We start from the raw sequence: 22,942 nt of genomic DNA, 5'->3' as shown, positions 1-22,942 counted from the left end.
CGGCGAGTCTCGGACCGCCACGGCCATCCCCTTGAAGTGTGACACAACACCGTCACGATTGCGCCACGGTGAGGCGCAACGGGGACGCGGCTGCACCGACGCCTCCCCCCAACCTAGCGCGGAGAACGCCGCCGGCCCAGCGGGCAAACTGCCGCCGGCGCCCCTCGCGAGGCCGACAGGGTCTCAGCCGCAGTAGGAGAGACCAGTATGGTGTGTGCAGACTTGGCTAATTTACGGCTCGCAAGCAGCGCCGAGGGAGAGTTCTCACATGCACGTGCTTGGAATCGATTTCGGAACCTCGAACACTGTCGCCGTGCTGCGCTCGGCCGACGGCCGAGTCCGCCCGCTGCTGTTCGACGGCGCGCCGATCCTGCCCTCGGCGGTCTACTACAACTCCGACGGCCGCATGCTCGTCGGACGCGACGCCGAACGAAACGCCCGCATGGACCCCGCCCGCTTCGAACCGAACCCGAAGCGCCGCATCGACGACGGCTCGGTGTTCCTGGGGACCTCCGAGATCCCGGTGCCCCAGGTGTTCGCCTACGTGCTCCAGCAGGTCGCTCTCGAAGCCCAGCGCCAGGCCGGCCAGATGCCCGGCCAGGTCCGCCTGACCCACCCGGCGCGCTGGGGCGAGCGCCGCCGCTCCATCCTGGTCGACGCGGCCCGCCTCGCCGGACTGCCCGCGCCCCAGCTCATCCCCGAGCCGGTGGCCGCGGCGTCTTATTTCACCTCAGTGCTCGGCACCGCCGTCCCCCCGGGGCGAAGCCTGGCCATCTACGACCTCGGCGGCGGCACGTTCGACGCGACCGTGGTGCGCCGGACCCAGACGGGGTTCGAGGTGCTCGCGGAGGAAGGCGTCGGCGACGTCGGCGGCCTCGACTTCGACCACGGGATCGTCGAACATCTCGGCAAGACCTACGGCGCCTCGCACCCCGACGACTGGCGGCGCCTTCTGGGCCCCTCCGACGACCGCGACCGCCGCTACCGCCGCATGCTCTATGAGGACGTACGCGGCGCCAAGGAGACCCTCTCGCGCACTGCGAGCGCCGACATCCACCTGCCGGCCCTGGAGGTCGACGCGCACTTGACACGCGCGGAGTTCGAGGACATCGCCCGCCCGCCGCTGGAGCGCACCGTCGACTGCCTCCAGCGAGCGATCAGCGCCGCGCGATTGAACCCGGCCGACCTCGTCGGCATCTTCCTCGTCGGCGGCTCGTCGCGCATCCCCATGATCTCCCAGCTCATCCACACCAAGCTCGGTGTGCCGCCGCACACGTTCGAGCAGCCCGAGACCGTCGTCGTCGAAGGCGCCGTGCGCGCCTCGACCGGCCCGATCCCGAACGAGATGCCGCCGACCGGCCCGACCTCCGGCGGCCCCGTCTCGCCCGGCGGCATGACCTCGGCGCCGCGCCCGCCGGTGCAGGCGCCGCAGATGCTGCCTCCCCAGAACCCGATCATGCAACCGCAGCAGCACTCGCCGCAGCCGATGGTCCAGCAGGCACCGGCGCACCGCCCGCTCCATCAGGAGCCGGCGGTGCTGGTGACCGGCGCGACCGTGGTGATTCTGTTCGTGGTCTTCTTCGTGCTGCTGGCCAACATCCTCAACGGCTAGTCGCCGGTGCGCTGGCGGACGGTGTAGCCGGCGCGGCGGTCGAGCTCGGCGATCTGGCTGTCGAGCCAGTCGATCTCGCCAAGGTTGAACGAGCGGTGGATCTGCATGAGCCCCTTGCGGAACGGCGAGTCGAGCTGGTCGGCGGGGATGGGTCTGCCGTGCTCGTCGAAGAACAACTGCGTGGGCTGGTCGAGGAATTCGCGCCTGCGGGCGAGCACGATGGACTGCTCGCGCGCGTTCTCCAGGTGGTGGAGGAAGGCGAGCAGGACATACCACTTGTTGTCGTCGGTGATGAAGACCGGTTCGGGGTTGCGCAGCCACCGGCGCAGCTGGTCGGTGCCGTCCTGGGTGATCTCGAGCATGTGGCGCGGCGCGGCGACCGATCCGGGGGCGGTCCGGCGGGTGAGGCAGCCGGCGTCTTCGAGCTTCTTGATGGTGGGGTAGAGGGTGCCGTCGGCGATGGGCCGGACGTGGCCGGCGAGCGCCGCGACCCGGTTCTTGAGGTCGTAGCCGTGGAGCGGGAAGTCCCGCAGGAATCCGAGTATGGCCATCTTCAGCATGCCCACATCATCGCAGATTCCACAATATATATCGACACCAAGACAAGCACCGCCGTGGCGCCCAACCACACCTCATCACTCTACATAGAATATATATCGACTCCGAGGTAGAGTACCTCTCTGCATCCCGAGGTCACCGTCCGCCGAAGAAAGGAGCGTGGGCTACGCCCACGCGCTCACCAAGAAAACCTGCCCGTCCCGCAAGAGGTCGCGTGACCAGTACGGTGGCGCACGCTCAGTCCTTGTATCGCTGTACAGCCTCTCGGATGGAATCCGAATACAGGTAGATGTCGTCGAGCGAGTCGATCAGATGGCGACGCTCGTTCTTGTCGGCGTCGAAGGTGCCGAGGTACTTCTTGCTCTTGCCGTTGAAGTGGAGCCTGGCTATAGGTTTGCGATTGTTGTCGTCGAGCAGGATCGCGAAGTAGCTCTTGGCATCTCGGTGGATGATCCGGTGGGGCTTGACCTCGCTGCAGGCGATGGCCTTGACGATCTGGTAGCCGCCGATCTCTTCGAGGGTGGTCTCGACGTCGGATTCGCGATCGGTGCCTTCATCGTCGCTCGGCTCGTCGGCGGACGACTCGGCTGTCTCGGGCTCGCTCGGAGCGGCGAATCCTGATCCGAGCGCTGTTTGGAGCCGGCTGTTGACCTGGTCGTTGAGGAATTGGGTAGCCGCCTTCGCGACGAGTGGAGTGAACTGTTCGCGCACCCGTTGCGTGAAGGAACCGTCGTAGACGCGCGTCGTGAGAAACTTGACCCATTCGGATTCGGGCTCTTTGAATTGAGCTGCGAGCGTTCGCTTGATCTGGCCGATGTACTTCAACTCCTCGGCGGCGCTGATGATCGATTCGAGGTCGAATGACTCCTTGGTCAGCTTGCGCAGCTCCGGAAGGAGGGTCTCGTCGATGTCATGGAAGTCGAGTACGAGGAACGGCTTGGCGTCCATGCGATTAGGTGCGTCGAGATCGGTGTAGAACTGGTAGACCTCACCGTTGGTGAGAATAGCAATGCGGGCGTTGGTCACGGCGAAGTACCGGAACAGTTGGGAGGCGTGCTCGGCCGTCAGTTGCCCGTTCGACCGCTTGCATTCGATGAGGATCTGCACTTCACCGCCGTGAAGGATCGCATAATCGACTTTCTCGCCCTTTTTCAAGCCGACGTCTGCGGTGAATTCAGGGACCACCTCGAGCGGGTCGAAGACGTCGTATCCCAGAATGGTGGAGATGAACGGCATGATGAAGGCATTCTTGGCGCCCTCTTCGGTCTGGACCATGTCGCGCTGATTCCGGACTTTTGTGATGAGCGCGGCAATCCGTTCATTGAATTCCATGGGTCGCTCCTTTGCGAGATTCCGTGTGCGAAGACGGGGGCTAATGGATCGGGCAATACGCTGCTAGCGCTGGGTCGCGTCTTGGCGTCTCGCTGGGGATGCGCGGCTCAAGCGAGTACGTATGGTGGGGATCATACGATGGTTCGAGGGGAGGGGCAAGGTCTAATGTCCGTCCGAACTGGCCGAATGGTTATTCTCAGAGAGATCTTCGGAGATGCCGGCACGAAAATGCGGTAACGCCTTGGCATTCATAATGAAATATATATCGACTCCGAGGTAGAGTACCTCTCTGCATCCCGAGGTCACCGTCCGCCGAAGAAAGGAGCGTGGGCTGCGCCCACGCGCTCACCAAGAGAAACCTCTCCGCTTCGACGGGTAGCGCAATGAACACGGCTGGGTCCGTTCAAGTTCTGCCGTTCAACCCGCCGGGTTGAACGGCGCTGCCACGGTTCAGGCCTTGGCGAAGTGATCCCCGTGTCGATCTGTGCCCAGCCCTCACCGCACAGCGACCGCCTGCTCGACCGGGTCAGATGATCCCTGTGAAGCGGAGTGCGAAGTAGGCCGAGGTGCCGAGGAAGGCGATGAGGAGGAGCAGGACGAGCCAGCCCGAGGCGGCCTCGAAGACTCCCGGGCGGCCGGACTCACCGGTCGCCTCCACGACCGGCTCCCACGCTTCATTGCCGATGAGGCGCATCGGGGCGATGGCCTTCGCCGGCGGGTACCAGGCGCGAGACTGGCGCTCATCGGCCGTCCGGTTGGCAGGCTGGATGCGCCCGCGCCGGTTGTAGGTGAAGATCGCGACCTCGCACTCGTCGGCCTTGGCGGCGACGGCCGGCGTGCAGGGCATCGAGCAGTACAGGTGGCGGCGGCGCTGGGGGGCTCCGGTGCCGACGATCATGGGGATGTCCTGGGCCGTGACCGCCTCGCCGGGGTACTTTATGCCCGCGACGGTCCGCGCCGACTCCGCCGCGGCCGTCCACTGCGGCGTGGCCAGCGGCTCGGCGTCGACCTTCTCCAGGTGACGCAGATGGCTGCGCATGAGACTCAGCAGCGCATAGGCGTGCGGGGGAACGTTGGGCGCGATATCCATTGCAGCAGTGTCACACATCGGAGGCGCGTCAGTCGCCCCAGAAGACCTCGATTTCGGCGCCGAGTTTCTTGAGGCGCTCGGCGAGCTGCTCATATCCGCGGTGGATCACGTTGACGTGTCGGAGCACGGAGGTACCTTTGGCACGCAGCATCGCCAGCAGCAGCACCACCGCGGGGCGCAGGGCCGGCGGGCAAACGACCTCGGCGCCGGACCACCGCACCGGTCCATCCACATAGATTCGATGCGGGTCGAGGAGTCGCACGCGGGCACCGAGCCGGTTCAGCTCGGTCAGGTAGATCGCCCGGTTCTCGTACACCCAGTCGTGGATCATGGTCGACCCCTCTGCGCAGGAGCCGATGAGCGCGAAGAACGGCAGATTGTCGATGTTCAAGCCAGGGAAGGGCATCGGGTGGATCTTGTCGATCGGCGCGCGCAGCTGCGAAGGGAAGACGGTCAGGTCGACCAGTCGGGTGCGGCCGTTCGCGGCCAGATACTCCTCACTGCAGGAGTAGCGCAGGCCCATCTCCTCTGCGCACGCCAGTTCGATCTCGACGAATTCGATCGGCACCCGGTTGACCGTTATCTCCGATTCGGTGACGATCGCCGCCACGATCAGGCTCCACGCCTCGATCGGATCCTCCGAGGGGGCGTAGTCGACCTCGACGTCGATCGTCTCCCTGCCGTGGACGGTGATCGTGGTCGTCCCGACCCCCTCGATGCGCACCCCGAGCCGTTCGAGGAAGAAGCACAGGTCCTGAACCATGTAGTTGCACGAGGCGTTGCGGATCGTCGTCGACTCCGGGCACCGCGCGGCGGCCATGATCGCGTTCTCGGTGACGGTGTCCCCGCGTTCGGTCAGCACAATAGACCGCGGCGGTTCCACATCTTCCTTGACCGAGGCGTGGTAGCACCCGTGCGAAGTCTCCACCGACAGGCCGTATCGGCGCAGCGCGACCATGTGCGGCTCGACGGTCCGGTCGCCCAGATCGCAGCCGCCGGCGAACGGCAGCTCGAACTCGGTGTAGTCGTGCAGGAGCGGACCGAGGAACATGATGATCGACCGAGTGCGCCGGGCCGCGTCGACGTCGATGCGCGACAGGTCGAGCCGCTCGGGCGGGGTGATCTCCAGGTCCCCGTCGGCGCCGAGCCACCGGTATTGCACACCCATGCTGGACAGGACGCGCAAGATTCGGATGACCTCCTCGATGCGCGCGACACGCCGTAGTGTCGTGGTGCCCTTGTTCAGCAGGCTCGCGCATAGCAGCGCCACCCCGGCGTTCTTGGACGTCTTGACGTCGATGGACCCCGACAGCTTGACGCCGCCGCGGACCCGCAGATGGATCGGGGAAGTCGCGGGCCGGACGCCAATATCGGTGTCGATCATGGCGTCAGACTAGCGGACGGGCGGCACCAGCATCGGTGATCACCGCCACTGCCTGTGCCACTCTCGGCGTGCCAGTGGGGTGCGCTTGGGGCCGTTGTGGTTCAGGGCAGCTCGTGGAAGGGCTCCTCGGCGCGGCCGATGCCCTCGGCTTCACGGACCAGCTCGTCCAGCAGCTCCATGACCGCCGAGACCGCCGGGCGGCGCTGGCCGCCGCGCAGGGTGACGGCCCGGAAATGGCGGAAAGGCGTGAACGGACCGCTGACGGGCACGCGCACGAGGTCGAGGTGGGGCGGTAGGTCGACCAGTCGGGGGATGAGTGCGACCCCGAGGTGGTGGGCGACCATGACCGCGATCACCGTCCATTCGCGCGCCTCGCCGACCACCGTAGGCCGGAATCCGGCGTTCGAGCAGGCGGTGAGCACATGCCGGCGGTGGATCGAACCCGGCACGCCGATCACCCACGGCTCGCGCTCCAGTGACCGCAGGTCGACCGACTCGGCCCCGGCGTACGGGTGTCCGCCGGGAACGACGAGGTCGAACGGGTCGTTGAAGACCGTCTGGGAGTCGAATCGGATGTCCTCGGGAGGCGGGTTCTCGGGGGTGGCCTCGACGAGTGCGAGATCAGCCTCACCCGCGAAGAGTAGGTCGAAGCTCTCCGAGGCCTCGGTCTCGCGCAGACGCAGCTCCATCGCCGGGTAGCGGTCGCGGGCCCGGTCGACCAGCGGCGCCAGGAGCGTCGCGATCGCGGTGGGGAAGCCGCACAGCCGCAGCAGCCCGGACGGCTCGCCCTCGGTGGCCTGGAGCTCGGCTTCGGCCAGGCGCCACATCGCCTCGATGGCGTCGATGTGCGCCAGGAGGATCTGCGCGGCCGACGAAAGGCGCACGCGCCGCCCGACCGGTTCCAGGAGCGGGACCCCGAGTTCCTTGGACAGCAGCCGGATCTGCTGCGAGGCGGCCGAGGTCGACATGTGCAGCGACTTCGCCGCACCGGAGACGGTCCCGTGGTGGGCGATGGCGCGCAGCACATGGAGACGACGCAGATCGATCAATTCAGCAGCTCCCTGGACGCTTAAGCCATTGCTTCACGATGAGTTTCGCAAACTCGGGCTGTCGCCGTCTTGTGGCCCGCCCGAATGAGGCCTTACCGTTGGTACCAGCGGGCGTCGACCCGCACGATCCCAATGTTCTCAAGACATCCTGTGAGGAGGAATGGCCCATGCTGCGCTGCCCATTTTGCGGTTGGCCCGATGATGAACCGGTAACGACCGTGTCAGTCCATCCCACGCCGTCGGGCGTCACCATGTGGACGCGCTGCGCCTGCGGGTCGCTCCAGACCAGGGTGCTGCGCGGAGCCACGGCCGTGGTGACGGCCCGGAGCCGACCTGTGGCGAAGGCAACCACCGCCTAGCGCCGAGAACTTCGGAACCTCGTTCCAAAATCCCTTCCACCCGAAGCGGCAGCGCCGCCGCTTCGGTGTGCCCTCGCTTCCTCCTTTCCACCCATGACACAGAAAGAACCTGCCGATGCCGGACATTGACCTGCGCATGGTTCTGCAGATCAGCGGTGCGCTGCTCTGCGTCGCCAACTACCTGCTGATTCAGACGCGGCGAATCACGGCCACTCAACCCGTATCGCTGCTCATCGTCGCCTGCGGCGGCGTCATCCTCCTCGCGTCGGCCATCATGGGCGCCGACTGGGGACTCATCATCCTCGAGATGTCGTGGCTGATCATGGTCAGCGTGACACTCATCATCCGACACCGCGAAGCCGTCGCGGCCGCGACGGCCGCCAGCGCGGCCACTACCGCGATGCTGACGACCACGGGTGAGCTCGAATTGGTCGGGGTGGGCGATAGCCTTCACATGTGACGATTCGAGTGCTGATCGCCGATGATCAGGAGATGGTGCGGGCCGGGTTTCGGGCGATCATCGACGCTCGACCGGACATGGAGGTGGTGGCCGTTGCCGCCGACGGCGTGGAGGCCGTTGCGGCGGCGCGGTGCCACCGTCCGGATGTGTGTTCGTTCGATATTCGGTTGCCGGGTCTTGACGGGTTGGAGGCGGCTCGGTCGTTGTTGTCGGGGGTGATCGGGTCGGGTCCGGATACCGATGAGTATGTGTACGGGGTTCTGCGGTCGGGGGCGACGGGGTTCTTGTTGAAGGATTCGGGTCCGACGTTGCTGGTGGAGGCGGTGCGGGCGGCGTCTGACGGGGAGGCGTCGGTGTCGGTGCGTTTGTTGGAGCACGGGGTCGTGGGCTGAGGCTGTGCGCATTATCGCTGTCGACGGGTTTGTCGGTGAGACGGTCGTGAACAGGTCGCGGTTCGTGTGCACGTTGTATCGGGTGGCCGATGAGGTGCGGGTGCGGGAGTTGATCGCGGCGCATCGCAGGGCGAATTGGGATGCGACGCACAATTGCACTGCGTACGTCCTCGATGGAGGGGCGGTTCAGCGGTCGGCTGATGATGGTGAGCCTGCTGGGACGGCGGGGGCGCCGATGCTTGAGGTGCTGCGTGGTCGGGAGTTGACCGATACGCTCGCGGTGGTCACGCGTTATTTCGGTGGTGTCAAGCTGGGTGCTGGTGGTCTGGTGCGTGCGTATGGTGCTTCGGTGTCTGATGCGGTGGATGGGGCCGGTTCTGTCGCGTTGGCTTGGTGGACGCGGTTGCGTGTGGTGGTCGATTATGTTTGGGCGGGGAGTCTTGAAGGGCAGTTGCGGGCCCGGGGGGATGTTCGTCTGGTCGATGTGGTGTTCGGGTCGGCGGTGGTGTTCGATCTGGCGTGTGTTGATGCGGGTGTGTTGGGTGCGTGGTTGGCGGGGCGGACTGCTGGTGCGGCGGTGGTTGAGGCGGTGGGGGAGCTGCGTGTCGAGTTGCCGGTGGATTGAGGCCTCATTGTTGAAGGTGGTTGTTCGAATCCTGTCGTCTGGCCGCGTTCCGCTGCCGGGGCCGGGCGGTTCTTACGCTGTACGGTAGCGTCGCTAGGAGGGGGTGTGCGCTGTGGCGACACGTGAGGAGTCGAGGGTCGATCGGCAGGTCCGTCTGAGCCGGGAGCGGGTCCTCGGCGCGGCCGTCGCGCTGGCTGACGCGCGGGGGGTCGGTTCGCTGACGATGCGGAGTCTGGCCGAGTCGCTGGGGGTGGAGGCGATGTCGCTGTACCACCATGTGGCGAACAAGGAGGCGGTTCTCGACGGTCTGGTCGAGGTCGTCATGGCCGAGATCGAGCGGGCGGTGGCCGGTCTCGCATCGCCTGCGCCGGAGGACGACTGGCGGCGGGCGATGCGCATGCGGGTCTTGGCCGCGCGTGAGGTGCTGTTGTGCCATCCGTGGGCGCCGGGGGTGTTCGAGACGCGCCGGGGTACGAGTCTGGCGGTGGTGCGCTACTACGACGGCGTGCTCGGTCTGATGCGCCGCGGGGGGTTCGATTACGACCTGGGGCATCGGGCCTTGCATGCGCTGGGGAGTCGGGCGTTGGGGTTCTCGCAGGAGTTGTTCGAGCCGCCGGGGGAGGGGGCGGAGGAGGCGCTGGCGGCGATGGCGGTCGAGGTCCCGCATTTGGCGGCGATGGCAGCCGAGGCGAGTCATGGGGTGAGCGGGCGGTTGGGCTGGTGCGATTTTCAGGCTGAGTTCGAGTTCGGGCTCGATTTGATCCTCGACGGTCTCGAGCGGTTGCGGGTCGCGTCCTGAAGTGTCGGTCCGGGGCCCGCGCTCGACAGCCTTACGCAGTAAGACTACCGTGAGTCTTACATCGTAAGGAAACCTGAGGAGGGGCCATGAAGGCCGTCGTCCAGGAACGCTTCGGCGCACCCGAGCAGGTGCTGCGACTGACTGACATCGACCGTCCCTCGCCCGGCGAGGGCGAAGTGCTGGTGCGCATGCGGGCCACGAGCGTCAACACCCCCGACTGGATCGCCGTCGCCGGCGTCCCCTACCTCCTGCGCGGCAATGCCCGCCCGCCCCGGGGCGGCGCCGTGCGCGGCACCGACGTCGCCGGCGTCGTCGAGATCGCAGGCGAGGGCGTCACCGACCTCAAGGCCGGCGACGAGGTCTTCGGCACCCTGTGGACCAGCACGATGGCCACCGCCGGCACCTTCGCCCAGTACACCGTCGCCCCGGCCGCCAATCTCATCCCCAAACCCGCCGGCGTCACCTTCGAGGCGGCGGCCGCCTCGGTCATGTCGGCCCTGACAGCCCTTGTGGCGGTGCGCGATACCGCACCCGTCCGCGAAGGCACGCGCCTGCTGGTCAACGGAGCCTCCGGCGGCGTCGGCACCTTCGCGATCCAGATGGCCAAACACTTCGGCGCCGAGGTCACCGCCGTCTGCGGCCCGGCCAACCTCGACACCGTCCGCCGCCTCGGCGCCGACCACGCCATCGACTACACCCGGACCGACTTCACCGCCGGCTCCGAACGCTACGACGCCATCCTCGACAACGTCCTCAACCATCCGCCGGGCCGCGCCGCCCGCGCGCTGGCGCCCGGCGGGGTCCTCATGCCCAACAGCGTCGGCAACACCGGCGGCATGCTCGCCGGCCTCGGGCGTATGGGCCGCGCCTACCTCCTGGGGCTGCTCCGCCGCGCCGACGTGCGCTTCATCCACGGCGACTTCACCCGCGACAGGCTCACCGCCATCGCCGGACTCCTCGAAACCGGCGCGATCGAAGCCGTCATCGACCACGCCTACCCGCTCGAGGACACCCCGAAAGCGGTCGCCCACATGTACGGCCACCACGCCCGCGGCAACATCGTCATCACCATGACCTAGTCGTCGGTGTCGCGCCGCAACCGCTTGACGATCGACCGGCGCCGCTTCGACTCCAGCCGCCGCCGCTTCGCCCCTTTCGACGGCTTGGTCGCCCGCCGAGCCGGCGGCGGCGCCGCGATGGCCTTGCGCAGCAGCTCGGCGAGCCGCTCGGCCGCCGCGCGCCGGTTTTGCAACTGCGAACGGAACTGCGAGGCCGTCACCGTCACCGTCCCGTCCACCACCCGGCCCGACAGACGCGACAGCGCACGCTCGACCAGCGCCGGCGGCAACGCCTTGGTCGCGCGCAGGTCGAAGACGAGCTCGACGCGCGAGTCGGTCGTGTTGACCCCCTGCCCGCCGGGCCCCGAGGAGCGGGAGAACCGCCAGGTCAGCTCGCTTTCGGGGATGACGATGTCATCGGTGACGTTCAGCGCCACGTCGGCGGCTCCCTTCGGTTTCGGCCTCGATTCACCGTCTAGTCGGTGAAGTCCTCTATGCCCATGACGACGGCGCCGGCCTCGTCGCTGGCGTCGAGGTCGACGGTGAAGACCATGGCCCAGTCGCGGTCCCCGGCCGGGTCGTCGATGGTCTGGCGCACCGTCCAGGTGCGGCCTTCCTTGCGGACGTCGAGGAAGTCGTCGCTGCGGGCCCTGGTGGTGGTGCCGATGTCGTCGTGGGCGTCGAAATACGCCTCCAAGGCCCGGTCCCATTTCGACTCCGGCCAGCCGGTCTCCAACGCGGCCAGCGCGGCGGGCTTGTCGTTGGCGGCGAGCTCGACGTGTCGGAAGACCGTGTTGCGCACCGCGATCGCGAAGGCCCGCTCGTTGTCGGTGAAGGCCCGGGCCGGGCGTCCGACGTCGATGTCGTCGCCTTGGTCGGCGGGGTTGGTCAACTGCTCCCACTCGTTGATGAGCGAGGAGTCGGTCTGGCGGATCGTCTCGCCCAGCCAGGAGGTCAGGTCGTCGAGTTCGGGCCCGCCGGCGCCTTCGGGCAGCGTCTGGATCAGGGCCTTGTAGGCGCTGGAGAGGTAGCGCAGGAGCAGGCCCTCGGCGCGTGGCAGGCCGTAGACGCCGATGTACTCCCCGAAGCTCATGTGCTGTTCCCAGATCTCGCGGAGGATCGACTTGGGTTCGAGCTGGTAGTCCGCGGCCCACGGGTGGCTGGTCTTGTAGGCGTCGAAGGCTTCGTCGAGGAGCTCTGCGAGGGGCTTGGGGTAGTCGATCTGGTCGTCGTCGAGGCGGTTCATGCGGTCGAAGTAGTCGACGCCGTCGGCTTTCATCGCCTCGATCGCGGCGCCTTTGGCCTTGCTGCGCTGCGCGGCCAGGATCTGGCCGGGGCCCTCGAGTGTGGCCTCGACGACCGAGACGACCTCCATGGCGTACTCCTCGCCCTCGGGGTCGAGCAGGGCGAGGGCGGCCAGCGCGAACGGGGCGAGCGGCTGGTTGAGTGCGAAGTGGTCGGGCAGGTCGACGGTGAGTTTCACCGATTCCGCGTCGATGACGATGATGCCGGCGTCGCGGAGGGTTCGGGCGATGGTGAGGGCGGTGCGGGCCATGCGCAGTTGGGCGGGCCGGTCGGCGTGGGAGTCTTCGATGAGGTCTCGGACGTGGCTGAAGGCGTCGCCGCCGCGGGCGAGGATGTTGATGAGCATCGCGTGGCTCATGTGCATGCGGCTGGTGAGCGGTTCGGGTTGGGCTTCGGAGAGGTTGAAGTAGGTTTCCTCGGTCCAGCCGACGAAGCCTTCGGGGGGTTTCTTCTTGGCCATCTTCTTGCGTTTTTTGGGGTCGTTGCCGAATTTGGCGAGGGCTTTCTCGTTTTCGATGACGTGTTCGGGGGCCTGGCAGACGACGAAGCCTTCGGTGTCGAAGCCGGCGCGGCCGGCTCGGCCGGCGATCTGGTGGAATTCGCGGGCGCGCAGGCGGCGGGTGCGGCGGCCGTCGTATTTGGCCAGTCCGGTGAAGACGACGGTGCGGATGGGGACGTTGATGCCGACGCCGAGGGTGTCGGTGCCGCAGATGATCTTGAGTAGGCCCTGTTGTGCGAGGCGTTCGACCAGGCGGCGGTATTTGGGGAGCATGCCGGCGTGGTGGACGCCGATGCCCGCTCGCACGAGTCTGGAGAGGGTGGCGCCGAACTTGGTGGTGAAGCGGAAGCCGCCGAGTGCGGTGCTGATCGCGGTCTTGGCGTCTTTGTCGACCAGTTTGAGGCTGGCGAGGGCCTGGGCGGTCTCCAGGGCGGCGGCTTGGGTGAAGTGGACGATGTAGGCGGGGGCCCGGTCGTGGTTGACGAGGTTCTCGACGGTCTCGTGCAGGGGGGTTTTGCGGTATTCGTAGTCGAGGGGGACCGGGCGGGTCGATCCGGCTACCAGGACGGTCTCGCGTCCGGTGCGGCGGGTGAGGTCGGTTTCGAAGAACGCGGTGTCGCCGAGGGTGGCGGACATGAGGGTGAACTGTGCGCGGGACAGTTCCAGCAGGGGGACTTGCCAGGCCCAGCCGCGGTCCGGTTCGGTGTAGAAGTGGAACTCGTCGGCGACGACCGAGTCGCAGTCGAGGGCGGCGCCTTCGCGGAGGGTGAGGTTGGCGAGGATCTCGGCGGTGCAGCAGATCAGGGGCGCGTCGGGGTTGACGGCGGCGTCGCCGGTGAGCATGCCGACGTTGTCGGTGCCGAACTGCTCGCACAGTTCGAAGAACTTCTCTGAGACCAGGGCTTTGATCGGGGCGGTGTAGAAGGAGGTGCGTTGGTGGGCGAGTGCGTTGAAGTGCGCGGCGGCGGCGATGAGCGTCTTGCCCGATCCGGTGGGGGTGCCCGCGATGACGTTGGAGCCCGAGCAGATCGCCAGCAGGGCCTCTTCTTGGTGTTCGTAGAGGGCGATGCCGGCGTCTTCGGTCCATGCCGTGAACGCCTCGTAGACGTCGTCGGGTTCGGGTCGGTCGGTGTCGGGCAGGAAGTCGATGAGGCTCACAACGTTCAATGGTGCCTGGCGTGTGACCGGACCGCCAGGTGGGGTCAGAGGTCGTAGGTCACCAGTACCGGGGCGTGGTCGGACCAGCGGGTGTCGTGGGAGGGGGCGCGGTCGACCCAGGCTCGTTGCGCCTTCGGTGCGGTCGCGGCGGTGGTGACCTGGAGGTCGATGCGCCAGCCGGTGTCGTTGTCGAATGCCCGGCCGCGGTAGGACCACCATGAGTAGGGGCCTTCGACGTCGGGGTGGAGGGTGCGGACGACGTCGGTGAAGCCGTGCTTGTCGTACAGGTCGGTGAGCCATTGGCGTTCGCCCGGGAGGAATCCGGCGGTCTTCTTGTTGCCGCGCCAGTTCTTCAGGTCGGCTTCGGTGTGCGCGATGTTGAAGTCGCCGCCGACGATGAGGTGGCGGTGTTCGGTGCGGGCGCGTTCGGCGGCGGCGGTGAGGTAGTCGGCGAAGGCGTCCATGAACCGCTCTTTCTCTTCCTGGCGGGGTGTGTCGGTCTCACCGGAGGGCAGGTAGAGGCTGCCGACGGTCAGGCCGGGCAGGTCGACCTCGGCGTAGCGCCCGCACGTGTCGAACTCGTCTGATCCGAAGCCGATGCGGGTCGCCTGGGGCTGGTCGCGGGTGAGGACGGCGACGCCGGCGCGGCCCTTCGCGCCGTGGTTCTCGGCCGGGGCCAGCAGCCAGTGCCATTGGTCGTTGTCGGTGACCTCGGTGGGCACCTGGTCGGCGGTGGCGCGGACTTCTTGGAGCAGGACGATGTCGGCTTCGGTGTTCTGGAGCCATTCGACCAGGCCTTTCTTCGCGGCGGCCCGGATTCCGTTGACGTTGGCGGTGGCGATGGTGCGCATGCGGCCAGCCTAGCGTCCGGGGCGGTGGATGCGATGCAGGCGAGAGGAGGGCCACGGCAGGGATAGGCTCGCTCGGCGGCGGCGACCCCATACACTACGAGGCATGACTTCGGCGGCGGGCTCGGGTACGGGCCGTAACTGGTGGAGGCGGATCCTCGCCGGCGCCTCGGCGGCGCTCATCGGTGTTCTGGCGGTGCCGGCGGTCGCTGTGGCCCAGGAGGGCGATGAGGCCGTCGGTGAGCCCGGCGGCGTCGTCATCGTCGGTGTGCCCGGCTTGACCTGGCACGACATCGACGCCGCGGAGACGCCGACGTTGTGGGATCTGGCCGGGGCCGGCGCCACCGCGTCCATGAGTGTCCGCTCGATCGGCGCGTGGACGTGTGCCGAGGCCGGGTGGGTGAGTTTGGGCGCCGGGGAGCGGGCCGGCGGGCTCGCCGCCCGCGACGCCGCCTGCATGGCCCAGTCGCGGATCCCCGCGCCGGTCGCCTCCGGCGGCGAGTGGACCTTGCCGTGGTATGGCGAGTTGGAGGAGGCCAACGCCGGCTACAACTACGGCGCCCGCCTCGGGTCCCTCGCCGACGCCGTCGTCGATCTGGCCGACGACCAGGCTCGGGCCGCCGAGGATGCCGCCGCGTCGGGCGAGGAACCGGTCGAAGTCGACGACGGGCTGTGCGTGGCCGCGATCGGCGTGGGCGCCGCCCTGGCCGCGGCCGATCCCGAAGGCGGCCTCGCCTACTGGGGCGCCGACCTCGAATCCCTCGCCGAGGCGATGAACACCTGCGACATCGTCGTCGTCGACCCCGGTGTCATCGTCGGCGACCAGGCCGTGGCCGACACGGACACCAGCACCGACTACGACGCGATCGGCGAGACCGACACCGACGTGAGCGCCGGCGACGACCCGGCCGAAGGGGCCGAACCGGACCCGATCCGCGTCGCCGCCGCCTCCGAAGCGGACGCGGCCATCACTGACGTCGCCGCCGCCCTGCCCGACCGGTGGCGGCTCATGATCGCCGGCATCGCCGACGAGGCCGCCCCTTCCTCGCTGCACCCGGTCATCTACACCGGCTACGGTGTCGAGCCGGGGCAGCTCACCTCCGCGACCACCGGCAGGGACGGCTATGTCCAGCTGGTCGACCTCGCGCCCACCGCGCTGGACATCATCGGCGCCGACGTGCCGCCGGCCATGTCCGGGCGGCCGGCCGCCGTCGACGCCGACCCCGAACACACCTCCGCCGCAGCCGTCGCCTCCGGCATAGACGAGACCGAGGCCGCCAGCGCCGTCGCAGGGGTCGGCTGGAAGTTCTACGGCGCGCTCGCCGCGCTCGGCAGCCTCGCGGTCGCCGCGGCGGTCTGGCTGCTCACCGGCCCGGCCCGGCTGCGAAGGACCGCGAAGACGGTGTGTCTGGCAGTTTCGTCGATTCCGGTGGCCGGCGTCGCCGCCGGCATCCCGCCGTGGTGGCGGGCGGAGAACCCTGAGTTGGCGTTCTGGGCGATCATCGCCGCTGTGGTCGCCGCGGTGACGGTCGTGGTGTCGTTGCCGTGGCTGCGCGAGGGCGCCAGGCCCGCCATCGGTGTCGCCGCGGTGACGGCCGCGCTGATCGCCGTCGACCAGTTCACCGGCGCCACCTGGCCCCTGCACACCCCTATGGGGTATACGGCGCAGGCCGGTGCGCGGTTCGCCGGGCTCGGCAATTACGCCTTCGCCGTGTTCGCCGCCGCGGTGATCTTGCTGATCTGCCTGACCCCGTGGAAGGGACGTGGGTTGTATGTCGGCCCGGTCGTGCTGTCGGCTGCGGCGATCGCGTGCGTGGGCGCGCCCACGCTCGGGCGCAACATGGGTGGGACCCTCACCCTCGTCGCCGCCTGTGTCCTGGCGTGTATGCGGTTGTGGGGGCGTCGGCTCAACGTGGGGGCGTTGGTGGCCGCCGGCGGCATCGCCGCCGGGGTCTTGGCGGTGGCCGGGACGCTCGACTACCTGCGGCCCGAGGCCGACCAGACGCACCTGGGCCGGTTCGTCGGCACCGTCTTGGACGGCGACGCCGGGGAGGTGCTGCTGCGCAAGGCGGCTGCGGCGATCGGCACCGTCGGCGGGCCGTTGACGTACCTCGTGCTCGCCGCGGCGGTCGGCGCGGTGTGGATCTGGCGCAAGAGGGGCCCGGTGACGACGCCGCGGACGGCCGCGGCCGTGATCGGTTTGAGCGCGATCGCCGTCATCGGCTTCAGCGTCAACGACTCGGGGACGGCCGTCCCCGGGTTCGCCGTCTCGATCGGGTTCGGGCTGCTGGCCGTCACCGTCGGGCCCAGGCCCGAGGACGCGCCGCCGGGCTCGCCCGGTGGGACCACAGTAGAGCGCGCCGCGTCCGCCGGACGCGAACAATAGGGACCGGGACCGGTCACCGAACGTGACCGTTGCGGCTCTGCGACCAGCGGCGACGCGCCCCCGACAGCGGAGAGGTATCGTGAGGCCCATGCGCGTCGCGACGTGGAACATCAACTCGGTCAAAGCCCGCCTCGACCGGCTCCTGGGCTGGCTCGAGTCCGCACAGCCCGACGTGGTGTGCCTCCAGGAACTCAAATGCGCCGCCGAGGAGGTCCCCGTCGCCGCCATCGAAGCGGCAGGCTACGAGATCGCCGCCCACGGCACCGGACGCTGGAACGGCGTCGCCATCCTCTCGCGCGTCGGCATCGACGACATCGTGCGCGGACTGGAGGGCCAGCCGCGGTTCGCCGAAGCCGACGAAGCCCGCGTCATCGCCGCGACCTGCGGGCGCCTGCGCCTGTGGTCGGTGTACGTCCCCAACGGCCGCGACGTGACCGATGCGCACTTCCCCTACAAGCTCGCGTTCCTCGAAGCGCTGAAGTCCACCGCCGCGGGCCCGGCCGCCGGCCCGGCCCCGTTCGCGGTCCTCGGCGACTTCAACATCTGCCCGAGCGACGACGACATCTGGGACGTCGAGGAATGGCCCGGCACCACCCACGTCACCAAGGCCGAGCGGGCCGCCCTCGCCGAGATCGAATCAGCCGGCCTGACCGACGTGTTCCCCCGAGCCCTCAAACACGCCTGGCCGTTCACGTTCTGGGACTACCGCAACCTCGACTTCCCCAAGAACCGCGGCTTGCGCATCGACCTCGCCCTGGTCAACGCGCCATGCAAGAACGCGGTCACCGACGCCTGGGTCGACCGCAACGAACGCAAAGGCAAAGGCGCCTCCGACCACGCCCCCGTCGTGCTCGAACTCGACCTGTAGATCCGCTGCCCCAGCATTGGAAGGCAAGAGACACCAAGTGCGCCGAAGAATCCTCCCCATGGTGTGCATCGCCGCGATCTGCGCGCTGCTGCCCGCTCCCGCGATGGCCGACCCCGACGAGGAGACCCTCGAGTCCGACCTCGCCGACGCCATCGCCGCCGTCGCCGACGCCGAAGACGAGGTCACCGCCGCCGAGCAACGGGCCGACGACCTCGCCGACGAGATCGAACAAACCCAGACGCACCTGACCGAACTCGCCGACGACCTCAACGAGTACGCCGTCTACCTCCACACCGAAGGCGACCTGCGCACCACCGCCGCGCTCCTGTCCGCCGAAAGCCCCGACAGCATGGTCGACGCTTTGACCTTCACCGGCTACCTCGCCGACGAGCGCGCCGCCCTCGTCCAAGAGGCCGGCGACCTGCTCACCCGGCTCGAAGCCGAGAAAGAGGCGCACGCCGACGAGATCGAAGCCGCCGAACAGGCCCTCGAAGACGCCGAACAGGCCGCCGACGACCTCGAAGAGGAACTGGAGGACCTGCGTGCCGAAAAGGCCGCCGGGCCCGGCTCCGACGGCGGCGCACCCGCCGCCGACCCGGTCGCACGCAACTCCGACGGATCCTTGCCGAGCGAAGGCTGCACCGAGGACGACCCCACCACCGACGGGTGCCTCACCCCCCGGACCCTCCACGTCTACAACGAGACCCGCGAAGCTGGCTTCACCCGCTACGTCTCGTGCTACCGGCCGTCCGGATCCGGCGAGCACCCCAAAGGCCGCGCCTGCGACTTCTCGGCCAACTCCAGCGGCTTCCAGAACCAGGCGGCCACCGGCGGCGACAAGGACTACGGCGACCGCCTCGCCGCCTGGTACGTCAACAACGCCAGCACACTCGGCATCGAATACGTCATCTGGTACCGCCAGTTCTGGTCGCCCTCGAGCGGATGGCGGTCCTACTCCGGCGCCAACGGCACGCCCGCGGCCGACCACACCAACCACGTCCACGTCTCCGTGCGCTAGAAAGGCACCGCGTTGACACCCATCAGGAAGCAGTACCTCACCGCGTCCCAGACCGCCGTCGACCTCCTCGCCGACGGCGACGTCGCCGGAGCGTGGGAGAGCGGCTCGGCCCTCGAAGGGTTCACCGTCGGCGGACTCGCCGCGCACCTGGCCGCCCAGATCCGCTCCGGCGCCGAAGCGCTCGACACCGACTTCACCGGCAAAGCGGTCATCGGCGTCCTCGACCACTTCGACCGGGCCGCCTGGCTCGGCGCCCGAACCGACAACGCCTACAACACCGCCATCCGCACCGGCGGCGAACACGACGCCGCCTCGGGCCCCGAGACCGTCCTCACCGAGGCCAAAACCGCACTGAAAGACCTCCACGACCGCCTGCCCGCCCTCGGCGACAACGCGATCGGCGGGGCCGTGCGCTGGCCGTACGCGACCGGATTCGACGACTTCCTCATCACCCGCATCATGGAGATCGTCGTCCACGCCGACGACCTCGCCTGCTCGGTCGGGATCGACACACCCGAGTTCGACGCGGACGTGTTCGACACCGCCACCTGGATCCTCACCCGGCTGTCCGCCCGGCGCCACGGACAGAGCGCAGTGATCCGGGCCCTGGCCCGCTCCGAACGCGCCGGCGACGACGTCAGCGCCCTCTGAACCGATGACCACTCCGCCAGAGGCGACCGGGCGCCGCGCGATCACCGCGGCGGTATGGCTCGCCGTCGCCCTGACCGGACTCATCACCGCCGCGTGGGCGGTCGGCTGGGCCCTGTCGGGAGGCAGCCCGCCGAGCCTGGCGACGGTCGCCGAGGCCACGCACCTGCACTACCCGGACTCGACCGACGTCCTCGACGCCGACCTGGCCGAACTGCACACCCCCACGCCCGGATCGAGAGGCGAGGCCACCGTGGAGGTCCCGGCCGGCGACTTCGGCGACTTCATCGCCGGCAACGACATGGACGCGCCGCTGGTGTCGGGGACGACCCCGACAGGGGCGGCCACCGGCATCATCCCCTCCGGCTGCACCACCGAGATCTGCTACTCGGCGACCCTCATCGTCGACGACGACGCCGTCACCGTCGACTTGCGCATCACCTTGATCTAGACGGCGAACAGGGACTGCTCACCGCGTTCGAGCGCCAGCAGCCACTCCTTGCGCCACACCCCGCCGGCGTAGCCGGTGAGCTTCCCGTTCGCCCCGATCACCCGGTGGCACGGGACGACGATCCCGATCGGGTTCGACCCGTTCGCCAGACCGACCGCACGCACCGCCGCCGGATTCCCGACCTCGCGCGCGATATCCCCATAGGACACGGTGACGCCGTAGGGGACGGTCCGCAACGCCGCCCACACGCGACACTGAAAATCAGTGCCGCCGGCCGCCAGCGGCAGATCGAACTCGGTCAGCGCACCGGCGAAATACGCCTCCAACTGCTCGAGCGCGGCCTCCAGCACCGGCGTCGGCTCCTCGGGCCCCCACGCCCCCTTCACCTCCTCGACACCCATGTGGACATGCGTCAGGCCCTCCTCCACCGCCGAGACCGCGATCAGCCCCAGCGGCGAGTCCATCGTCAAATGCTTCGCGCCGTTCACGTTCGCGCTCATCGTGCGGTCTCCTCCTGGCCGGTCGGCACCTTGTTCGTCGGATGGTCGCTGGTCGCCCACAGATACTGGGTGGCATACGCCCGCCACGGACGCCACGCCTCGGCCGAGGCGGCCAACGCCTTCGGCGAGGCAGGCAGCCCCAGGCGCTCGGCACCCCTGACCAGGCCCAGATCGCCGACCGGGAACGCGTCCGGGTCGCCCAACGCACGCATGGCGATCATCTCAATCGTCCACGGCCCGACCCCCGGCAGGAGCGCCAGCGCCGCACGGGCCGATGCCCAATCGGCGCCCGGGCCCACATCGACGCGCCCGTCGGCCAGCGCCGCCGCCAGCGACAGCACCGTCCGCTTGCGCCGCCCGGGCATCGGCAGGTCGGCCGGGTCGACCTCGGCCATCCGCTCGGGCGAAGGGAAGAGCCGCCCGAGACCCCCGTCGGGGTCGGCGACCGCCTCCCCGTACTGCTCGGCCAGGCGAGCGGCGATCGTCGCCGCGGCCGCGGTCGAGACCTGCTGGCCGATCACCGCCCGCAGCGCGTATTCGGCGCTGTCGGCCTTGCGCGGCACCCGCCTGCCGGGCGTGTGCTTCGCCGACGGGCCCAGCAGCGGGTCGGCCTCCAGGACCTCGGCGGCGGCGACCGGGTCGGCGTCCAGGTCCAGCGCGCGCCGGCACCGCGCGACCGCGGCGCTCACATCCCGCACATCGGCCAGGCGCAGACGGCACTCGACATAGCCCGGGCCCGGGCGCAGCGAGGCGACACCGGGGCCGTGCGGCAGGCGCAGCGTGCGCCGGTAGGCGCCGGCCCGCCACTCCTCGACACCGGGTGCGGCGGCCGCGGCCAGGTGCCCGAACAGGTTCGACGCCTCGAACGGCTCCCGGTAGGCCAGACGCAGACCGATCACCCCGCCCGCGTCCGAGGAGCCGTCGCCGCGGGCGGCGGCCCGCTGCCGCAGTTCGGTGGGGGAGCAGGCGTAGACCTCGGCGACGGTGCGGTTGAACGCCCGGATCGAAGCGAACCCGGCAGCGAACGCGACCCGGCCCATCTCCAGGCTCGTCGACTCGATGAGCACCCGGGCGCACTGCGCGCGCTGCGCTCGCGCCAGAGCGGCCGGACCCGCGCCGACCTCGGCGATCAGGAGCCGTTCGAGTTGGCGCAGCGAGTATCCGAGCCGGGCGGCGAGCCCGGTCGCGCCCTCGCGGTCGACCACGCCCTCACCGATCAGCCGCATCGCCCGCGCGGCCACGTCCGAGCGCCAGTCCCACGCCGGCGAGCCCGGCGCCGCGTCCGGGCGGCAGCGTTTGCACGCCCGGAATCCGGCCTCCTGGGCCGCCGCGGCCGATGCGTAGAACCGCATGTGTTCGCGCTTGGGTTTCACCGCCGGGCATGAGGGCCGGCAGTAGATGCGCGTGGAGGTGACCGCCAGGAACACCCATCCGTCGAACCGGGCGTCGCGGCCGGCCACGGCCGCGGCGAGCCGCTCCTCGTTGCCGAGAATCGCAGAAAGGGCCATGCCACTAAGCGTGCCCGCCGGCACCGACAACGGCTAGCCGGAATGCGACATCACGTTTCGGGCAGCTGCAGCCGGTCGACCGCCTCGCGGGAGCGGCGCGCCGGACGCCGGTCGTAGCGGGCCGTCGTCGCCGGCGAGGCGTGCCCGACCAGCGACTGCGTGATCGCCAGGTCCACCCCGGCGTCGAGGAGCTCGCCGATGAACGTGCGGCGGAAATCGTGCGGGGTGTGGCGGCGCTGACCCGCCTCCACCAGCCGCTTCGTCAGCAGGTCGGCGATCGCCTGCCCGGTCATGCCCGACAGGCGGTTCCCGGTCCGCCGCAGCCGCCCGGCCTTGTTGACCGGGCAGAACAATGCCCCGGGCGTGACGCCGCGCACGCCCATCCACCGTTCCAGGCGCTCCTGGGCCGCCTCGGTGAGATACACCAGGCGCTCCTTGTTGCCCTTGCCGACGATCCGGACCGACCGCTCGGCCGCGTCGTAGTCGACCAGGCGCATCGCGGCGATCTCCGAGCGGCGGCACCCGGTCGAATACAGTGTCGCCAGCACCGCCGCGTCCCGCGCCCCGGCAGGAGAGGAGTCCATGTCGCACGCGTACAGGGCCGCGCCGAGCGCCTCGGCGTCCACTTGCGAACCCACCGGCAGCCGTGCGGCCTTGACCGGCGCGAGGTCGCAGGCCCGCTGATAATCCTCTGCGGCCATCAGATCCAGCCGCCACGCCTCCTTCAACACCCGCCGCAGCGCCGCCAGATGCTTGTTGACGTACGCGCCCGACCAGCCACGGTCCAACATCGCCGCCCGCAGGCGTGAAGTGTGCTCATAGCGCAGCAGGTGCCACGGCTGCCCCTCCCCGGAGACCGACTCGTCCCCGGCCAGCAACTGCGCGATCCGGTCCAGGCACCCCCGCATCGTCCGCCGCGACTCGGCCGACCCCAACGAGTCCAAATAGGCCCGATACGGGTCGGCGGCCGGCGAGGCGGCGACCGCACCCGCCTCCCAACCGGACTCGGCGATCTCAGCAGACGACATGCACCCC

At 69.1% G+C, this 22,942-nt stretch carries 21 protein-coding genes and 1 pseudogene; 11 read left to right on the top strand and 11 right to left on the bottom strand.

What is annotated here, in order from left to right; all coding sequences use genetic code 11:
- Positions 1–268 precede the first annotated feature (268 nt).
- Positions 269–1,612, top strand: a complete 1,344-nt coding sequence (locus L0U85_RS11780) for an Hsp70 family protein (protein WP_277605693.1) — start codon at positions 269–271, stop codon at positions 1,610–1,612.
- Here the strand turns inward: L0U85_RS11780 and L0U85_RS11775 are convergent.
- From L0U85_RS11775 to L0U85_RS11755, 5 genes are all read right to left on the bottom strand, one after another.
- Entirely contained in the window at positions 1,609–2,172 is a 564-nt protein-coding gene (locus L0U85_RS11775) for a PadR family transcriptional regulator (RefSeq protein WP_241377956.1), read from the bottom strand. The genes L0U85_RS11780 and L0U85_RS11775 overlap by 4 nt on opposite strands.
- Before the next feature lie 235 nt (positions 2,173–2,407).
- Positions 2,408–3,502, bottom strand: coding sequence for a type I restriction endonuclease (locus L0U85_RS11770; protein ID WP_241377955.1), 1,095 nt, complete (start codon positions 3,500–3,502; stop codon positions 2,408–2,410).
- A gap of 526 nt (positions 3,503–4,028) precedes the next feature.
- Positions 4,029–4,592 carry a hypothetical protein gene (locus L0U85_RS11765; protein ID WP_241377954.1) on the bottom strand — a complete coding sequence of 188 codons (564 nt, stop codon included), beginning with the start codon at positions 4,590–4,592 and terminating at the stop codon, positions 4,029–4,031.
- Positions 4,593–4,620: 28 nt separating this feature from the next.
- On the bottom strand, positions 4,621–5,976 hold the full coding sequence (locus L0U85_RS11760; protein WP_241377953.1) for a UDP-N-acetylglucosamine 1-carboxyvinyltransferase: 1,356 nt from the start codon (positions 5,974–5,976) through the stop codon (positions 4,621–4,623).
- Between the two features lie 101 nt (positions 5,977–6,077).
- On the bottom strand, positions 6,078–7,025 hold the full coding sequence (locus tag L0U85_RS11755; RefSeq protein ID WP_241377952.1) for a LysR family transcriptional regulator: 948 nt from the start codon (positions 7,023–7,025) through the stop codon (positions 6,078–6,080).
- A 474-nt stretch (positions 7,026–7,499) separates the two neighbouring features.
- Between L0U85_RS11755 and L0U85_RS11750 the strand changes: the two genes are divergently transcribed.
- The 5 genes and pseudogenes from L0U85_RS11750 to L0U85_RS11730 all read left to right on the top strand — a co-directional run bounded on the left by L0U85_RS11750 (position 7,500) and on the right by L0U85_RS11730 (position 10,739).
- Positions 7,500–7,844: a hypothetical protein gene (locus L0U85_RS11750; protein ID WP_241377951.1), complete on the top strand. Its 345-nt coding sequence runs from the start codon at positions 7,500–7,502 to the stop codon at positions 7,842–7,844.
- Positions 7,841–8,221, top strand: a pseudogene (locus tag L0U85_RS11745) (response regulator transcription factor); the annotation flags it as partial. The gene L0U85_RS11750 and the pseudogene L0U85_RS11745, both read left to right, overlap by 4 nt.
- Positions 8,222–8,240: 19 nt before the next feature.
- Positions 8,241–8,861 (top strand): YigZ family protein, encoded by a 621-nt coding sequence (locus L0U85_RS11740; RefSeq protein ID WP_241377949.1) that lies wholly within the window; start codon positions 8,241–8,243, stop codon positions 8,859–8,861.
- 112 nt (positions 8,862–8,973) lie between these two features.
- Complete coding sequence (locus L0U85_RS11735) at positions 8,974–9,660, top strand: TetR/AcrR family transcriptional regulator C-terminal domain-containing protein (protein ID WP_241377948.1); 687 nt, start codon at positions 8,974–8,976, stop codon at positions 9,658–9,660.
- Between the two features lie 86 nt (positions 9,661–9,746).
- A complete protein-coding gene (locus tag L0U85_RS11730) occupies positions 9,747–10,739 on the top strand; it encodes an NAD(P)-dependent alcohol dehydrogenase (protein WP_241377947.1) in 993 nt (330 codons plus the stop codon).
- Here L0U85_RS11730 and arfB read toward each other — a convergent pair.
- The 3 genes from arfB to L0U85_RS11715 are packed head-to-tail and all read right to left on the bottom strand — an operon-like array spanning position 10,736 to position 14,531.
- Positions 10,736–11,155, bottom strand: coding sequence for an alternative ribosome rescue aminoacyl-tRNA hydrolase ArfB (arfB, locus tag L0U85_RS11725; RefSeq protein ID WP_347177426.1), 420 nt, complete (start codon positions 11,153–11,155; stop codon positions 10,736–10,738). The genes L0U85_RS11730 and arfB overlap by 4 nt on opposite strands.
- Before the next feature lie 38 nt (positions 11,156–11,193).
- Entirely contained in the window at positions 11,194–13,689 is a 2,496-nt protein-coding gene (locus L0U85_RS11720; protein WP_347177425.1) for a DUF3516 domain-containing protein, read from the bottom strand.
- Positions 13,690–13,724: 35 nt separating this feature from the next.
- The gene (locus tag L0U85_RS11715; RefSeq protein WP_241377945.1) at positions 13,725–14,531 is read right to left on the bottom strand and encodes an exodeoxyribonuclease III; all 807 of its coding nucleotides are present in this window, start codon (positions 14,529–14,531) and stop codon (positions 13,725–13,727) included.
- 103 nt (positions 14,532–14,634) lie between these two features.
- On the opposite strand from L0U85_RS11715, the gene L0U85_RS11710 reads away from it, so the two are divergent.
- The 5 genes from L0U85_RS11710 to L0U85_RS11690 all read left to right on the top strand — a co-directional run bounded on the left by L0U85_RS11710 (position 14,635) and on the right by L0U85_RS11690 (position 19,899).
- A complete protein-coding gene (locus L0U85_RS11710; RefSeq protein WP_241377944.1) occupies positions 14,635–16,914 on the top strand; it encodes a hypothetical protein in 2,280 nt (759 codons plus the stop codon).
- Between the two features lie 88 nt (positions 16,915–17,002).
- Entirely contained in the window at positions 17,003–17,782 is a 780-nt protein-coding gene (locus L0U85_RS11705; protein ID WP_241377943.1) for an exodeoxyribonuclease III, read from the top strand.
- Between the two features lie 37 nt (positions 17,783–17,819).
- Positions 17,820–18,800: a hypothetical protein gene (locus L0U85_RS11700; protein WP_241377942.1), complete on the top strand. Its 981-nt coding sequence runs from the start codon at positions 17,820–17,822 to the stop codon at positions 18,798–18,800.
- A gap of 12 nt (positions 18,801–18,812) precedes the next feature.
- Entirely contained in the window at positions 18,813–19,451 is a 639-nt protein-coding gene (locus L0U85_RS11695) for a maleylpyruvate isomerase N-terminal domain-containing protein (protein WP_241377941.1), read from the top strand.
- Positions 19,452–19,455: 4 nt separating this feature from the next.
- On the top strand, positions 19,456–19,899 hold the full coding sequence (locus L0U85_RS11690) for a hypothetical protein (RefSeq protein ID WP_241377940.1): 444 nt from the start codon (positions 19,456–19,458) through the stop codon (positions 19,897–19,899).
- On the opposite strand, the gene L0U85_RS11685 is transcribed toward L0U85_RS11690, so the two are convergent.
- From L0U85_RS11685 to L0U85_RS11675, 3 genes are read right to left on the bottom strand one after another with little or no spacing between them, the layout of a single operon-like run.
- Positions 19,896–20,399 carry a methylated-DNA--[protein]-cysteine S-methyltransferase gene (locus L0U85_RS11685; RefSeq protein WP_241377939.1) on the bottom strand — a complete coding sequence of 168 codons (504 nt, stop codon included), beginning with the start codon at positions 20,397–20,399 and terminating at the stop codon, positions 19,896–19,898. The two genes, L0U85_RS11690 and L0U85_RS11685, sit on opposite strands and share 4 nt — an antisense overlap.
- Positions 20,396–21,907 carry an AlkA N-terminal domain-containing protein gene (locus tag L0U85_RS11680; RefSeq protein ID WP_241377938.1) on the bottom strand — a complete coding sequence of 504 codons (1,512 nt, stop codon included), beginning with the start codon at positions 21,905–21,907 and terminating at the stop codon, positions 20,396–20,398. The genes L0U85_RS11685 and L0U85_RS11680 overlap by 4 nt, the downstream gene beginning before the upstream one ends.
- Before the next feature lie 50 nt (positions 21,908–21,957).
- The gene (locus tag L0U85_RS11675) at positions 21,958–22,935 is read right to left on the bottom strand and encodes a tyrosine-type recombinase/integrase (protein WP_241377937.1); all 978 of its coding nucleotides are present in this window, start codon (positions 22,933–22,935) and stop codon (positions 21,958–21,960) included.
- Positions 22,936–22,942 lie beyond the last annotated feature (7 nt).

Source organism: Glycomyces sp. L485, from assembly GCF_022548875.1.
GTDB lineage: Bacteria > Actinomycetota > Actinomycetes > Mycobacteriales > Micromonosporaceae > Glycomyces.
This window is presented reverse-complemented; position numbering and strand designations above follow the sequence as displayed.